Here is a 14,818-nt window from a genome sequence, read left to right as displayed (position 1 = left end):
CGGACGGGCGGATGGTTCGGGCGGGTCTCAGCCCTCGCGTTTGATCTCGCTTTCGTGCCAATGGCCAAGCACCGCGCGCGAGAGCCACGAGGTCGCAAGGAAGATCACGATCCCCAGCATCGACACGAGGAAAAGCGCGGCGAACATGCGCGGGATCTCGTTGCGGAAGCTGGATTCGAGGATGCGCGAGGCAAGGCCGGTATTCGTCCCCGCTGTGCCCGCGACGAATTCCGCGACCACCGCGCCGATCAGCGCCAGCCCGCCCGCGATTTTCAGCGCGGCCATGAAATAGGGCAGCGCCGAGGGGATCAGCAGGTAGCGCAGCCGCTGCCACGGCGTCGCCTGATAGAGCGTGAAAAGGTCGCGCAGATTATGGTCGGCACTGCGCATCCCGATCGCGGTATTCGACAGGATCGGGAAGAAAGCCACGAGCCACGCGCAGATCAGCAACGCGAAAAACGTGTTGCTGACATAGATCAGGATCAGCGGCGCAATCGCGATCACCGGCGTCACCTGCAAGATCACCGCAAAGGGAAACAGGCTCATTTCCAGATTGCGCGACAGCGCGAAAAGCATCCCCATCAGGACGCCGCCCACGATCGCAAGGCCAAGCGACAACAGCGTCAGCTTGATGGTGAAGATCGCGCTGCCCATCAGGCTCGACCAGTCCTGAACCAGCGTTTTCGCGATCAGGCTCGGCGCGGGGATCAGGTAATGGGGGACCTCGTAAAACCAGACGAGGAATTCCCACAAAGCCAGCGCGGTCAGGATCGAGGCGACCGGCAGGATGACGCGTTTGCGCGCCTCGAAGCGCTCGGCGCGGGCGCGGGCCAGCGCGGGATCGGGTTTGGCGCGGGTGGGGCCCCCCGCTGTTACGGCGCCCTCAATGGTTGAGATCGACATGGTCCATGGTCCCTTCCAAAGCGTTGCTGACGAGACGGCAGCTCTCGGTATAGGCCGCCGTCATGCGGTAGGCGGCGTTGCGCGGATAGCCGTCCCCGAGCGCGATATCGTGGACGACGCGGCCCGGACGGGCGGCCATGACGACGACGCGGCTGGACAGATAGACGGATTCGAACACCGAATGGGTGACGAAGATCACCGTCAGTCCCTGACTTTCCCAAAGCTGGAGCACATCGTCATTGAGCTTGGCGCGCGTCATCTCGTCCAAAGCGGCAAAGGGCTCGTCCATCAGCAAAAGCTTGGGCTTGGTCACCATCGCCCGCGCGATCGAGACGCGCATCCGCATCCCGCCCGAGAGCTGGCGCGGATAGGATTTCGCGAATTTCGCGAGCCCGACCATCGCGAGGGCTTCCTCGACACGCGCGCTCGCCTCTTTGCGCGACAGCCCGCGCAGCTTCAGCGGCAAATACACGTTCTCGAAAACCGTGGCCCAAGGCAGCAGGTTGGCCTCTTGGAAGACATAGCCGATGTCGCTGGCATCGGGGCTTTGCCCCGCCAGATGCCCGTTCACCGTGATCGAGCCGTTCGAGACCGACAAAAGCCCCGAGATCATCTTGAGCGCCGTCGATTTCCCGCAGCCCGACGGCCCGAGGAAGCTGACGAATTCGCCCTTGTTGATCACCAGCGACATATCGCGGACCGCGACCGTGCCGTTGGCGAATTCCTTGTCGACGTCGATCATTTCGATCAGGGCGGTTTGCCCCGCGCGGCCGCCGTCGGGATGGCCGTGGGATTGGTCCGGCATCGCCTAGCCCTCCTGCCGTTTGCGCAGCCAGCTGGCCGGCATGGCGTCGATTTCGGCCATGGCCTCGACCAGACGCGCGACCGCATGGTCAAGCGTGGCCTCGCCTTTGGCGGCGCTGGCCAGATGGGCCTCGCCGCAAGCGCCGTCGTCGTTGAGATCCTGGATCTTCCAGCCCGGCTTCACGCCGCGGCCGAGCCCGATATGGCGCGTGGTCTCTGCCAGATCCTGCCCGCGCGAGCGGTAGTCGCGCGCCAGCCCCATATCGACATTGTCGGGGTCCAGCGCCAGCATGACCGAGGTTTCCATATCGCCGGCATGGATGCCGTGGCCGGATTCGAGCGGCGAATAGGTCCCCTCGGGCATGCCGAAGCCGAACCAGTTGACCGAAAAGGCCATCATGTCGTGCTCGACACGCAGGGCACGGGCGGCAAGGTCCATGACCGCGATATTCCCGCCATGACCGTTGAGAAAGGCGATCTTGCGTACGCCCGACCGCGCGACCGAGGCGCCGATTTCGGTCAGGACGCGCAGAAGCGTTTCCGGCGAAAGCGTCAAAGTGCCCGGGAAATCGATATGTTCGTCGCTTTTGCACACCGCCTGCGTCGGCAGGATCAGCACGGGGCTATCCTCGGGCAAGGCGCGCGCGAGGCGTCTTGCAACGCCGTCAACGGTGCAGGCATCGACCGACATCGGCAGATGCGGGCCATGCTGCTCGATCGCTCCGATCGGCTGCACGGCAATGATTCTCTCGCGGTCGAGCGCGGCGAATTCGCGGCTGGAGTAATCGGCCCAATAGCGTTTCATCGGCACCCCCCCCCGGCTGGACCCTGTGCGGTCTGGCATCTCTGTCATGGTTTCTCCTCCCCTTGGGGAAAAGTTAAACAAAATAATAGCAATCGGTCAAACCATTTGGTATGATTCTTTCAAGGCGCTGATGAATAATGAACTTTTTGATCATTCACCACGGCAAACGCGCAGCTTTCCGTGACCCGTCCCGCCGCCGGACATCCCAGACGACAGGAGACCACCCGCATGAGCCATTTCGTGATCATTGGTGCCGGACAGGCGGGGGCGGCGCTTGCAGCCAAGCTCCGCGCGCTGGGGCATGAAGGCGCGATCACCCTGATCGGCGACGAACCCTCGCTGCCCTATCAGCGCCCGCCGCTATCCAAGAAATATCTGATGAACGAGATGACGCTCGAGCAGCTGCATCTGCGGCCCGCGCGGTTCTACGAGGATCAGGGGATCACGCTTCTGACCGGGCGCCGCGTGGCGGAAATCCGGCGCGAGAGCCGCGAAATCCGTCTCGATGACGGCACGACACTCGGCTACGACGGGCTGGCGCTGACCACGGGGGCGAGCCCGCGCCGCCTGCCTGCCGCGATGGGCGGCGATCTGGAGCGCGTCTATGTGGTGCGCGATCTGGCCGATGTCGCGCGGATGGGGCCGGAATTCGTCGCGGGGCGGCGGGTGCTGATCGTGGGCGGCGGCTATATCGGCCTCGAGGCGGCGGCGGTTGCGGCCAAGCTCGGCCTGTCGGTCACGCTGCTCGAGGCCGCGCCGCGCATCCTGCAACGCGTCGCCGCGCCCGAGACCTCGGATTTCTTCCGCGCGCTCCACGGCGAAAACGGCGTCGCCATCATCGAGGGCACGGGACTGGCATCCTTGCGCGGGACAGGTGACGGCGCGATCACCGCCGATCTGGCGGACGGGCGCGTGCTGAACGTCGATTTCGTCATCGCGGGGATCGGGGTTGCGGCCAATGACCGGCTCGCGCGCGAGGCGGGGCTTGCCTGCGAGGGCGGCATCATCGTCGATGCGCGCGGCCAAAGCAGCGATCCCGCCATCTGGGCTGCGGGCGATTGCACGGTTCTACCCTATCGCGGCGCGATGATCCGGCTTGAAAGCGTCCAGAACGCGATTGATCAGGCCGAGGCCGTCGCCGCCAATATGCTGGGCGCAGAGGCGGATTATCATCCCAAACCCTGGTTCTGGTCGGATCAATATGCGCTGAAACTACAGATTGCGGGCCTCAACACCGGCTTCGACCGCGTTGTCGTACGCAAGGCGGAAGGCGCAACCACCTGTTCGCATTGGTATTTCAAGGGCGAGACCCTGCTTGCCGTCGATGCGATGAATGATCCGCGCAACTATATGATCGGCAAACGCCTGATCGAGGCGGGGCGCTCGCCCGAGGCGGCGGTGATTGCCGATCCGGCCTCGGACCTCAAGGCGCTTTTGTAACGCGAAGGGCTGCGGTTTCCCGCAGCCCTTTTTCACCCGACGGCTTCACCCGAAGGCGCTTGCGCGCGGCCCCCCGCCTCACAAGGTGATGCGGCGGAAATCACCCAGCATCTTCCCGACCACGCCAAGGAATTTCGCCGCCGCCACCCCGTCCACAGCACGGTGGTCCCAGGACAGCGACAAAGGCTGGATGAGGCGCGGCGCGAAGCCCTGCCCGTCCCAGACCGGCTTGATCGCCGCCCGCGTCATGCCCAAGATCGCGACCTCCGGCGCATTGATGATCGGCGTGAAATTCGTGCCGCCAATCCCCCCGAGCGAAGAAATCGTAAAGCTCGCGCCCTGCATATCCGTCGGATGCAGCCGCCCCGCCCGCGCATCGGCGGCCAGATCCGCCATTTCCGAGGCGATCTCGCGGATGCCCTTGCGGTCCGCCCCTTTGATCACCGGCACGACCAGCCCGTCGGGCGTATCCGCCGCGACCCCGATGTTCCAGTAATGCTTGAGCACCATCTCGCCACCATCCAGCGAGGCGTTGAAGGCGGGATAGGTCTTGAGCGCGGCGACCGCCGCCTTGACCACGAAAGGCAGCAGCGACAGCTTGCCCGCGCCCCCGTTTGCCGCCTCGGCATTGAGGGTTTTGCGGAACGCTTCAAGATCGGTGACATCGGCCTCGTCGAAATTGGTCACATGCGGGATCATGATCGCATTGCGCGCCAAAGCCGGACCAGAGATGCGGGTGATGCGCGACAAGGAGACCCGCTCGATCTCGCCGAATTTCGCGAAATCGACCTGCGGCCAAGGCGGAAGATCGAACCCGAGGCCCCCGCCCGACGCGGCAGGTGCCGCTTTGGCTGCAGCGATCGCGGCCTTGACCGCGCCCTGCACATCCTCGCGCGAGATGCGGCCCTTGGGACCGGTCCCGCCGATCCCCGCCAGATCGACCCCCAGCTCGCGCGCATATTTGCGCACCGAGGGCGAGGCATGGGGCGGGAACGGCGAGCCGCCCGCTACAGGTTGAACCGGCGCCTGAGCGGTGACCGTCGCGGGCGCCGCGACGGGCAGCGCCGCCGGAACCGGCGCGACAGGTGCGGGCGCTGTGGATGCAGGCGGCGCAACCTCTGCCGCCTCCACTTCGGGCGCGGCAGGCTGGGCGGGCGCGGCAGCCCCCGCCTCCATGCGGATCTCGGCGAGGATCGAGCCCTGGCTCACCTTGTCGCCAAGCGCCACGAGGATCGATGTCACCACCCCCGCGAAATCGCTCGGCACGTCCAGCGTCGCCTTGTCGGATTCCACCACGATCAGCGTATCGCCGATCGCGATTTCGTCGCCCACCGCCACCGGAATATCGACGATCGGCACATTCTTGAACTCGCCCAGATCCGGCACTGCAATCTTTGTCAGCATGGTCATTGTCGGGGCCTCCTTACACGGTCCAGGGGCTGGGCTTTTGCGCGTCCAGACCAAAGGCCGCGATGGCCTCGCGCTGGATGTCGCGCGGCAGATGGCCGTCACGCACGAGGGCGTCGATCGCGGCCAAAGCGATGCTTTGCGGATCGACCTCGAAGAAGGCACGAAGCGCGGTGCGGGTATCGCTGCGCCCGAAACCGTCGGTGCCCAAAGCAACCATCCGCGCATCGAGATAGGGCGCGATCATCTGAGGCAGCGCGCGGACGTAATCGGTCGCGGCCACCACCGGCATCCGGCCCGAAAGCAGGCGCGCGGCATGGCTGATGCGCGGCTCGTCATGGGCGCAAAGCCGGTTCTCGCGCTCGATTTCGCGGGCCTCGCGGGCCAGTTCGGTAAAGCTGGTCGCGCTATAGATGTCGCTCGCGATCCCGAAACGCGCGGCCAGAAGATCCGCCGCCGCAATGACCTGTTGCATGATCGTGCCCGAGCCAAGCAGACGCACGCGGGTCTCGGCCTTGTCGTCGCCGCGCGTGCCGAAATGGTAAAGCCCCTTGATGATGTCGCTTTCGCGGCCCTCGGGCAGGTTCGGCTGCGCGTAGTTCTCGTTCATGACGGTGACGTAGTAGAATTCGTCGGCCTGCTCGTCGATCATGCGGCGCATGCCGTGATCCATGATCACCGCCAGTTCGGATGCAAAGGCCGGATCATAGGCGCGGCAATTCGGGATCGTCGCCGCGATGACATGGCTGGTGCCGTCCTGATGCTGGAGCCCTTCGCCCGAAAGCGTGGTCCGCCCCGCCGTCGCGCCCAACAAAAAGCCGCGCGCGCGCTGGTCGGCCGCCGCCCAGATCAGATCGCCGATCCGCTGGAAACCGAACATCGAGTAATAGATATAGAAGGGCAGAACCGGCGTGTCATGGACACTGTAGGATGTCGCCGCCGCAGCCCAGCTTGAAATCGCGCCGGCCTCGGTAATGCCTTCTTCCAGCAGTTGGCCGTCCTTGGCCTCTTTGTAAAACATCATCGAGCCAGCATCCTCGGGCTCGTAAAGCTGGCCCTTGGGGGCATAGATCCCGACCTGACGGAAGAGGTTGTCCATGCCGAAGGTGCGCGCCTCGTCGGCGACAATCGGCACGATGCGCGGCCCGAAAGCCTTGTCCTTCAACAGCCCGCCCATCATGCGAACAGCCGCCATCGTGGTGGACATCTCGCGCCCCTCGGCTTGGGTCGCGAATTTGCCGTAGCTTGCCAGCGCGGGCACCGCGGGAATGGCCGCCCCGCCCTGATGGCGAGCGGGCAGAGCGCCCCCCAAGCCCTCGCGGCGGGTCCGCAGATAGGTCATCTCGGGGCTGTCGTCCGCGGGACGATAGAATTTCAGCGCCTCGAGATCGGCCTCGGACAGCGGCAGATCGAAGCGGTCGCGGAAGGCGACCAAAGCCTCCATATCCAGCTTTTTCGACTGATGCGCGGTCATGCGGCTTTCGCCGGCATTGCCCATGCCGTAGCCCTTCTTGGTCTTGGCGAGGATCACCGTCGGGCGTCCCTTATGCGCCTTGGCCGCCGCGAAAGCCGCGTAAAGCTTGCGGAAGTCATGGCCGCCACGCTTGAGCGCATGGATCTCGGCATCGGTCATATGGGCGACGAGATCGCGGGTCGCGGGGTCGGTATCAAAGAATTTCGCGCGGTTGTAATCGCCGTCCTTGCTGCCCAGATCCTGATATTGCCCGTCCACAGTCTCGGCAAAGCGGCGCAGCAGGACCAGATCCTTGTCGCGGGCAAACAGCCCGTCCCACTCCGAGCCCCAAAGCACCTTGATCACATTCCAGCCCGCGCCGATGAACAGGCTTTCCAGCTCCTGGATGATCTGGCCGTTGCCGCGCACCGGCCCGTCCAGACGCTGCAGGTTGCAGTTCACGATGAAAGTCAGGTTGTCGAGGTTTTCCCGCGCGGCCAAAGTCAGGCCGGCAATGGACTCGGGCTCGTCCATTTCTCCATCACCAAATACCCCCCAGACGTGACGGCCCGCCGTATCGGCAAGGCCGCGGCCCTCGAGGTAACGCATGTAGCGCGCCTGATAGATGGCGCTGATCGGGCCGAGACCCATCGAGCCGGTGGGGAATTGCCAGAAATCGGGCATGAGCCACGGATGGGGATAGGAGCACAGCCCGTTGCCGCCGGTTTCCTGACGGTAATTGTTCATCTGCTCTTCCGACAGACGCCCTTCAAGGAAGGCGCGGGCATAGACGCCGGGGGCGGAATGGGGCTGGAAATAGACCAGATCGCCGCCGAATTCCGGCGTTTTGGCGCGGAAGAAATGGTTGAAGCCCATCTCGAAAATCTCGGCCGCGCTGGCATAGCTCGCGATATGGCCGCCAAGCTCGCCATAGGCGCGGTTCGCGCGAACGACCATCGCCAAAGCGTTCCAGCGCATGATCGCGGTCAGCCGCTCCTCCATGGCGAGATCGCCGGGATAGGCGCCCTGCTGGGCCACGGGGATGGTGTTGCGATAGGCCGAATAGGGCTGGCCGTGCAGGAAGACGCCGTTGTCGCGTGCCACGCCCTCGAGCTGGCGCAGCAGGAATTGCGCGCGCTCGCTGCCCGAGGCGGATGCAACCGCCGAAAGCGCCTCGGTCCATTCCTGCGTTTCCACCGGATCCGGATCGACCATTCCAAAGGCCTGCGGCTCGAGCTGCGACATAATCTTCCCCCCAATTGACGTCAGGCCAGCATATCGGGGGTCGCGCGGAATATGGTGCCGTTGATCCGGCAATATGCCAACCTTGCAGCATGTCCTGCTGATTTATCTCACAGAATCAGCACAAAACGCCGAAACTTCCGGCGCAAACAATTCACAGGCAAATCACGCCAATCGGGCAAATAAGACTTTGGCGCAGGCCGCGCGCCGTTTTCAGACCGGCAGCGCCGTCTTGTATTTGACCTGTTTGAGCGCAAAGCTCGACTTGATGTTGGCAATGCCGGGGATGGTCGTCAGCTCCTTGACGATGAAATCCTGCAAGGCCGCCAGATCGGGCACGACGAGGCGCACCAGATAGTCGCTGTCGCCGGTCATGAGATAACATTCCATGACCTCGGGAAAGGCGTTCATCTTTTGCTCGAAAGTCGAAAGCGCGCGCTCGACCTGCTTTTCCAGCGTGACATGGATGAAGACGCTGATCGAAAGATCGACCGCCGCCGGATCCAGAAGCGCGACATAGCCCCGCACGATCCCGTCCGCTTCCAGCTGCTTGACGCGCGCAAGGCAGGGCGAGGGCGACAGGCCCACGCGGTTCGACAGCTCGACATTGCTCAGTTTGCTGTCCCTTTGCAATTGCTCGAGAATTTTGCGGTCGATCTGGTCCAAGGGCCTGCGCGGCATGTCCTGCTCCGGAAGTGGGATGGAGCGCCATCTAAGCCACGCCCGCCGCGCGAAGTACAGATGCCCGCGGCCGCGGCCTTTATGGCACGGCTCACGAATTTGCGGCGCGGCGTTAACAGGAAGTTCACCGAAAGCGGCTAGCTTGTCGTAACCAATGCGCGCGATCTCGGCTATAGGGGGGCGGCGGGTCCTCCCCGACCGCACGCGCAAGGTACCAAAGGAACAGGGTCTTGAAGGTTCTCACGTCGACACAATATGCACGCTACACGATTTTGGGCTGCACGATTTTCGGCCTGTTTGCCGCCGCGGTCATGGCGGTAGCGGGTCATCAGGCGGCACTGGCTTTTCTGGTCATTTTCGGCCTGCTGACGGCGCTCGGCATCCATGACCTGACCCAGCGCCACCATGCGGTTTTGCGCAACTATCCCATCATCGGCCATATCCGCTTCCTTCTGGAAAGCATCCGACCCGAGATCCGGCAATATCTCATCGAAAGCGACAATGACGAGCTGCCCTTCAGCCGCGAGGCGCGCAGCCTCGTCTACCAACGCGCCAAAGGCGCCGAGGACAAGCGCCCCTTCGGCACATCCGAAAAGGTCTATGAAGCGGGCTATTCATGGGTGACACATTCGGTCGCGCCCAAGATCATCACCGATACCGATTTCCGCATCCCGATCGGCGGGCCGGAATGCCGCCAGCCCTATGATGCCTCGCTCTACAACATCTCCGCCATGAGCTTCGGCGCGCTGTCGGGCAATGCGATCGCGGCGCTGAACCGCGGCGCGAAGAAGGGCGGCTTCGCCCATGATACCGGCGAGGGCGGGATCAGCCGCTATCACCGCGAAAGCGGCGGCGACCTGATCTATCAGGTGGCGTCGGGCTATTTCGGCTGCCGCAAAGCCGACGGCAGTTTCGACCCCGAGAAGTTCCGCCTTCAGGCCGCCGACCCCCAGATCAAACTGATCGAGCTGAAGCTCAGCCAGGGCGCGAAACCCGGTCATGGCGGCATGTTGCCCGCGGCGAAAATCAGCAAGGAAATCGCCGAGGCGCGCGGCATTCCCATGGGCGAGGACTGCATCTCGCCCCCCTCGCACAGCAGCTTTTCGACGCCCGAGGGGATGATGCGTTTCCTTGGCGAATTGCGCGCTTTGTCCGAGGGCAAGCCCGTCGGTTTCAAGCTCTGTATCGGGCACAGGCGCGAATTCATGTGCATGGTCAAGGCGATGCTTTCGACCGGCATTCTGCCCGATTTCATCGTGGTCGACGGGGCGGAGGGCGGTACCGGCTCGGCACCGCTGGAATTTGCCAACCATGTCGGCATGCCGATGCTCGAAGGGCTCTATTTCGTCCATAACACGCTGCGCGGTGCCGGCATTCGCGACCAGATCCGCGTCGGTGCCGCCGGCAAGATCACCAGCGCATTCGACATTGCCCGCGCGCTGGCTCTGGGCGCGGATTGGTGCAACTCGGCACGTGGCTTCATGTTCGCGGTCGGCTGCATTCAGGCGCAATCCTGTCACACCAACAAATGCCCCGTGGGGATCGCCACGCAAGACCCCCTTCGTCAGCGCGCCATCGATGTCGGCGACAAAAGCGACCGCGTCGCGCGTTTCCACCGCAATACGCTGCATGCTTTGGGCGAGATCGCGGGGGCTGCGGGGCTCGATACGCCAAGCGAATTCCTGCCCTACCACTTCATGTTCCGCCAGAAGGACGGCACCTTCCTTGACGGAAACGAGGCCTATCCGCATCTGCCCACCGGCTTTTTGATCGAAGGCAGCGAGATCCCCGAGCTGCGCGAATGGATCAGCCGCTGGGGCCGCGCCTCGGCCGAGACATTCAAGGCACCGATCATCCCGCACGGCAAATTCGCCTCCTGAGCACCATCGGTCGGGCGGCAATCCCGCCCGATCCCTCCGCCCGACCAGGGCCCCAGAACAGCCCGACTGCCGCGCGGGTCACGCCCCGAAGCCGCGCATTCTGGCGACCGAAAACCACGCGCCGCAAGCAGCCGCGACCTGCGCGCCAAAACCTCCGCGACCCTGATCCCCGCCCCCGTCCTTTCGCGCCCGCCCGACCCTGCGGCACCCGCCCGCAAAGGCGAGCCAGCCCACAAGGCACAACCCCGGGCCGCATCGCGCGCTTTGCGACGGCGCCTGCCTGCACCCGCTGCCCCGATCGACGTACCGCGGCCCCTTGGCAGCGGAGGGTGAAAAGCGCTAAGATCAGGTTTTCACGTCACCTTCTTGTCCTGCTCCCGTTTTTTCTCCGCGGCCCGCCCCTTCAGGGCCGCTTCCCTGTTTCCGCTTTCCCGAAGCTTTGTTCCGATCCTTTCAGGCCGCCCCTCGCGCCGCCGCTTTATCCGACTGTCCCGAGCCCTGCCCATGCCGATATCCCGCCTTGCCCCGCCCCGCCGATCCCCCGCAAAAACGGGCAAATTATTTCCCCCATTCCGCAGCTGATGCTGAATATCATCCTGCCGTTCACGGGGGGATGCACCATTCCCGACCGGAATGACGGAATGGACCCATTCTTGAGTTGCACTCCCCCCTCTAAAGAGGGATAGCGGCTCCAACGACCGCCGACGTGCGAACTCATCCCGCGCGCCTTTCGCCAAGAGAGTTTATGCTAATGACGAGCAAACCAGCCACCGACAGCCGACCGAGCCCGACCTCGCTCACCCATCTCCAGCGTCTCGAGGCGGAAAGCATCCACATCATGCGCGAGGTTGTGGCCAATGCCGAAAACCCCGTGATGCTTTACTCGGTGGGCAAGGATTCGGCCTGCATGCTGCATCTGGCGCGCAAGGCCTTTTATCCCGCGCCGCCGCCCTTCCCGCTTCTCCATGTCGATACGACCTGGAAATTCAAGGCCATGTACGAGCTGCGCGACCGCGCCGCGAAAGCCGCCGGAATGGAGCTGCTGGTCTATCAGAACCCCGAGGCCCTGGAAAAGGGCATCAACCCTTTCGATCACGGCAGCCTGCATACCGACATGTGGAAGACCGAGGGTCTGAAACAGGCGCTGACGAAATACAATTTCGACGTGGCCTTCGGCGGCGCACGCCGCGACGAGGAAAAATCGCGCGCCAAAGAGCGCATCTTCTCGTTCCGCTCGGCCAACCACCGCTGGGACCCGAAAAACCAGCGCCCCGAGCTGTGGAAGCTCTACAACACCCGCAAAGCCAAGGGTGAATCGATCCGCGTCTTCCCGCTGTCGAACTGGACCGAGCTCGACATCTGGCAGTACATCCACCTCGAAAACATCGACATCGTGCCGCTCTATTTCTCGGAGAAGCGTCCGGTGGTCGAACGCGACGGCCTGCTGATCATGGTCGATGACGACCGCTTCCCGCTCAGGGAAGGCGAAACGCCCGAGATGCGCTCGGTCCGTTTCCGCACTCTGGGCTGCTACCCGCTGACCGGCGCCGTCGAATCCGAGGCGCGCACACTGCCCGAGATCATTCAGGAAATGCTCCTGACCACCACATCCGAGCGTCAGGGCCGGGCCATCGACAAGGATCAGGCCGCCTCGATGGAGAAGAAGAAACAGGAAGGCTACTTCTGATGAGCGCCGATATCCAAGATACCAAGACCGACGAGCCGGTTTACGTCACCGAAGCGCTGATCGCCGAAGACATCGATGCCTATCTGGTTAAGCACCAGCACAAGACCATGCTGCGTTTCATCACCTGCGGCTCGGTCGACGACGGCAAATCGACGCTGATCGGCCGCCTGCTCTACGACAGCAAGATGATCTTCGAGGACCAGCTTGCGAGCCTCGAGCATGATTCCAAAACCGTCGGCACCCAGGCCGGCGACATCGACTTCGCCCTGCTGGTCGACGGCCTCGCCGCAGAGCGCGAACAGGGCATCACCATCGATGTGGCCTACCGCTTCTTTGCGACCGACAAGCGCAAATTCATCGTGGCCGACACCCCCGGCCACGAGCAATATACCCGCAATATGGTCACCGGCGCCTCGACCGCCGACCTTGCCGTCATCCTGATCGATGCGCGTCAGGGCGTTCTGACCCAGACCCGCCGCCACTCCTATCTGGTCAAGCTGCTGGGCATCCGCAACGTGGTGCTGGCCATCAACAAGATGGATCTGGTCGATTATTCGGCCGAGCGTTTCTATGAAATCGTCTCGGAATATTCGAATTTCGCCAAAGGCATCGGCATGGAAAGCTTCCTGCCGATCCCGATTTCGGGCCTCAAGGGCGACAATATCGTCACGCCGAGCACCGCGATGCCGTGGTATCAGGGCCCGACCCTGATCAACCATCTCGAGGTCGCACCGATCAACGACACCGAAATGCAGGAACATCCCTTCCGCATGGCGGTGCAATGGGTCAACCGGCCGAACCTCGATTTCCGCGGTTTCACCGGCATGATCAGCGCGGGCACGGTGCGTCCGGGCGATGCGATCCGCGTGCTGCCCTCGGGCAAGACCACGACCGTGAAAACCATCACGACCTTCGACGGCGACCTCGACAAGGCGGTTGCCGGCCAGTCGGTCACCCTGACCTTCAACGACGAGATCGACTGCTCGCGCGGCGATGTCATCGTGCAGTCGGACAATCCTTGCGAAGTGGCCGACCAGTTCGAGGCGACCGTCGTCTGGATGGCCGAAGAGGCGATGCTCCCGGGCCGCCCCTATCTTCTGAAAATCGGCACCCAGACCGTCACCGCGACCGTCAATCAGCCGAAATACGAGGTCAACGTCAACACGCTGGAACATACGGCCGCCAAAACGCTGGCGCTGAATGCGATCGGCGTCGTCAATATCTCGACCGACCGTCCGATCCCCTTCGAGGCCTATGCCGAGAACCCCGATCTCGGCGGTTTCATCCTTGTCGACCGCATGACCAATGCGACGATTGCCGCCGGCATGCTGCATTTTGCGCTGCGCCGCTCGCAGAACATCCATTGGCAGACCACCGATGTCGACCGCGACGCCCATGCCGCGCAAAAGAACCAGCAGGCAAAAGCCGTCTGGTTCACCGGCCTCTCGGGCTCGGGCAAATCGACCATCGCCAATATCGTCGAGCGCAAGCTTCATGCGATGGGCAAGCACACGTTCCTGCTTGACGGCGACAACGTGCGTCACGGTCTCAACCGCGATCTCGGCTTTACCGATGCCGACCGCGTCGAGAACGTCCGCCGCGTCGGCGAGGTCGCGAAACTGATGACCGATGCCGGTCTGATCGTGCTGACCGCCTTCATCTCGCCCTTCCGCTCGGAGCGCCAGATGGTCCGCGACCTGATGGCCGCCGGCGAATTCATCGAAGTCTATGTCGACACGCCGCTGGCGGTTGCCGAAGAGCGCGATGTCAAAGGTCTTTATAAAAAGGCCCGTGCCGGCCAGTTGAAGAACTTCACCGGTATCGACAGCCCCTATGAAGCCCCCGAGGATGCCGAAATCGTCGTCAATACGGTCGAGCTTTCCGCCGAAGAAGCCGCCGATCGCGTGATCGAGCGTATTCTCGCGGCAATCGGTTAAGAAAAGCTTTCGGGCGGCCTTCCGCCCGAAACGCTTTGCGCCCGAATGCAAACAGCCCCGCGATTGCGGGGCTGTTTGTCTTTCGCAGTCTGTCGCCCTTACGAAGAGGACGACATCTTCATCAAGACAAGGCCGCTCACGATCAGCACCGCCGCGAGGATCCGCATGGGCGAGACCAGCTCGTTGAAAAACATGATCCCCACGACGAAAGCGCCGACCGCGCCGATACCGGTCCAGATCGTATAGGCGGTACCAAGCGGCAGCGAGCGCATCGCGAGCGCGAGCAGGCCGAAGCTGCCGATCATGGTCACGATCATGACGAGGGTCGGGGTCAACCGCGTGAAACCCTGCGATTGTTTCATCGCAACCGCCCAGACGATTTCCAGCAGACCCGCGAAAGTAAGATAAATCCAAGCCATCGGCTTTCCCCTTGAAGAATGCCGGGTCGTCCCGCGCGGATATGACCTGAAATCAGGCGGGGTCGTCCCCGTTCGAGGCAAGATCTAGTGCCGCCGCTTTTCTGCGGCAAGACGGCAAAAGCGGCGAAACCGCGATTTGGCGGAAGTGGTTGCCCGCAAG

The 14,818-nt window shown here is 63.3% G+C and carries 11 protein-coding genes; 4 read left to right on the top strand and 7 right to left on the bottom strand.

Features of this window, described 5'->3' with window-relative positions:
- Positions 1 to 27 precede the first annotated feature (27 nt).
- Genes ACFFUC_RS14410 through ACFFUC_RS14400 form a run of 3 tightly spaced genes read right to left on the bottom strand, consistent with a single transcriptional unit; the run spans position 28 to position 2,512 of the window.
- Entirely contained in the window at positions 28 to 903 is an 876-nt protein-coding gene (locus ACFFUC_RS14410; RefSeq protein ID WP_377687399.1) for an ABC transporter permease, read from the bottom strand.
- The gene (locus tag ACFFUC_RS14405) at positions 884 to 1,708 is read right to left on the bottom strand and encodes an ABC transporter ATP-binding protein (RefSeq protein ID WP_377687397.1); all 825 of its coding nucleotides are present in this window, start codon (positions 1,706 to 1,708) and stop codon (positions 884 to 886) included. Before ACFFUC_RS14405 ends, ACFFUC_RS14410 begins: the two co-directional genes overlap by 20 nt.
- A gap of 3 nt (positions 1,709 to 1,711) precedes the next feature.
- Positions 1,712 to 2,512: a creatininase family protein gene (locus tag ACFFUC_RS14400; protein ID WP_377687395.1), complete on the bottom strand. Its 801-nt coding sequence runs from the start codon at positions 2,510 to 2,512 to the stop codon at positions 1,712 to 1,714.
- 228 nt (positions 2,513 to 2,740) lie between these two features.
- Between ACFFUC_RS14400 and ACFFUC_RS14395 the strand changes: the two genes are divergently transcribed.
- Positions 2,741 to 3,952 (top strand): NAD(P)/FAD-dependent oxidoreductase, encoded by a 1,212-nt coding sequence (locus ACFFUC_RS14395; RefSeq protein ID WP_377687393.1) that lies wholly within the window; start codon positions 2,741 to 2,743, stop codon positions 3,950 to 3,952.
- Between the two features lie 78 nt (positions 3,953 to 4,030).
- Here the strand turns inward: ACFFUC_RS14395 and ACFFUC_RS14390 are convergent, their stop codons facing one another.
- From ACFFUC_RS14390 to ACFFUC_RS14380, 3 genes are all read right to left on the bottom strand, one after another.
- Entirely contained in the window at positions 4,031 to 5,362 is a 1,332-nt protein-coding gene (locus tag ACFFUC_RS14390) for a 2-oxo acid dehydrogenase subunit E2 (protein WP_377687390.1), read from the bottom strand.
- A gap of 13 nt (positions 5,363 to 5,375) precedes the next feature.
- Complete coding sequence (gene mdeB, locus ACFFUC_RS14385) at positions 5,376 to 8,057, bottom strand: alpha-ketoglutarate dehydrogenase (RefSeq protein ID WP_377687388.1); 2,682 nt, start codon at positions 8,055 to 8,057, stop codon at positions 5,376 to 5,378.
- A 210-nt stretch (positions 8,058 to 8,267) separates the two neighbouring features.
- Positions 8,268 to 8,735 (bottom strand): Lrp/AsnC family transcriptional regulator, encoded by a 468-nt coding sequence (locus ACFFUC_RS14380; RefSeq protein ID WP_377687386.1) that lies wholly within the window; start codon positions 8,733 to 8,735, stop codon positions 8,268 to 8,270.
- Positions 8,736 to 9,046: 311 nt separating this feature from the next.
- Between ACFFUC_RS14380 and ACFFUC_RS14375 the strand changes: the two genes are divergently transcribed.
- The 3 genes from ACFFUC_RS14375 (at position 9,047) to cysN (ending at position 14,239) form a co-directional block, all read left to right on the top strand.
- Entirely contained in the window at positions 9,047 to 10,615 is a 1,569-nt protein-coding gene (locus ACFFUC_RS14375) for an FMN-binding glutamate synthase family protein (RefSeq protein ID WP_377687458.1), read from the top strand.
- A gap of 751 nt (positions 10,616 to 11,366) precedes the next feature.
- Positions 11,367 to 12,302, top strand: coding sequence for a sulfate adenylyltransferase subunit CysD (gene cysD, locus ACFFUC_RS14370; RefSeq protein WP_377687385.1), 936 nt, complete (start codon positions 11,367 to 11,369; stop codon positions 12,300 to 12,302).
- Entirely contained in the window at positions 12,302 to 14,239 is a 1,938-nt protein-coding gene (gene cysN, locus ACFFUC_RS14365; RefSeq protein ID WP_377687383.1) for a sulfate adenylyltransferase subunit CysN, read from the top strand. The genes cysD and cysN overlap by 1 nt, the downstream gene beginning before the upstream one ends.
- A 98-nt stretch (positions 14,240 to 14,337) precedes the next feature.
- Here cysN and ACFFUC_RS14360 read toward each other — a convergent pair whose 3' ends face one another.
- On the bottom strand, positions 14,338 to 14,658 hold the full coding sequence (locus ACFFUC_RS14360; RefSeq protein ID WP_377687380.1) for a DMT family transporter: 321 nt from the start codon (positions 14,656 to 14,658) through the stop codon (positions 14,338 to 14,340).
- Positions 14,659 to 14,818 lie beyond the last annotated feature (160 nt).

The sequence above is a fragment of the Paracoccus cavernae genome (genome assembly GCF_042430175.1).
In the GTDB taxonomy this organism is placed as follows: domain Bacteria; phylum Pseudomonadota; class Alphaproteobacteria; order Rhodobacterales; family Rhodobacteraceae; genus Paracoccus; species Paracoccus cavernae.
The sequence above is the reverse complement of the archived record's forward strand: the minus strand, read 5'-3'. Positions and strand labels throughout refer to the sequence as shown.

Bases quoted from the DNA above. Each gene is read 5' to 3' on its own strand.
- cysN (WP_377687383.1), top strand. From the start codon at position 12,302: ATGAGCGCCGATATCCAAGATACCAAGACCGACGAGCCGGTTTACGTC.
- ACFFUC_RS14375 (WP_377687458.1), top strand. From the start codon at position 9,047: ATGGCGGTAGCGGGTCATCAGGCGGCACTGGCTTTTCTGGTCATTTTC.
- ACFFUC_RS14390 (WP_377687390.1), bottom strand. From the start codon at position 5,362: ATGACCATGCTGACAAAGATTGCAGTGCCGGATCTGGGCGAGTTCAAG.
- cysD (WP_377687385.1), top strand. From the start codon at position 11,367: ATGACGAGCAAACCAGCCACCGACAGCCGACCGAGCCCGACCTCGCTC.
- mdeB (WP_377687388.1), bottom strand. From the start codon at position 8,057: ATGTCGCAGCTCGAGCCGCAGGCCTTTGGAATGGTCGATCCGGATCCG.
- ACFFUC_RS14380 (WP_377687386.1), bottom strand. From the start codon at position 8,735: ATGCCGCGCAGGCCCTTGGACCAGATCGACCGCAAAATTCTCGAGCAA.
- ACFFUC_RS14360 (WP_377687380.1), bottom strand. From the start codon at position 14,658: ATGGCTTGGATTTATCTTACTTTCGCGGGTCTGCTGGAAATCGTCTGG.
- ACFFUC_RS14400 (WP_377687395.1), bottom strand. From the start codon at position 2,512: ATGAAACGCTATTGGGCCGATTACTCCAGCCGCGAATTCGCCGCGCTC.
- ACFFUC_RS14395 (WP_377687393.1), top strand. From the start codon at position 2,741: ATGAGCCATTTCGTGATCATTGGTGCCGGACAGGCGGGGGCGGCGCTT.
- ACFFUC_RS14405 (WP_377687397.1), bottom strand. From the start codon at position 1,708: ATGCCGGACCAATCCCACGGCCATCCCGACGGCGGCCGCGCGGGGCAA.
- ACFFUC_RS14410 (WP_377687399.1), bottom strand. From the start codon at position 903: ATGTCGATCTCAACCATTGAGGGCGCCGTAACAGCGGGGGGCCCCACC.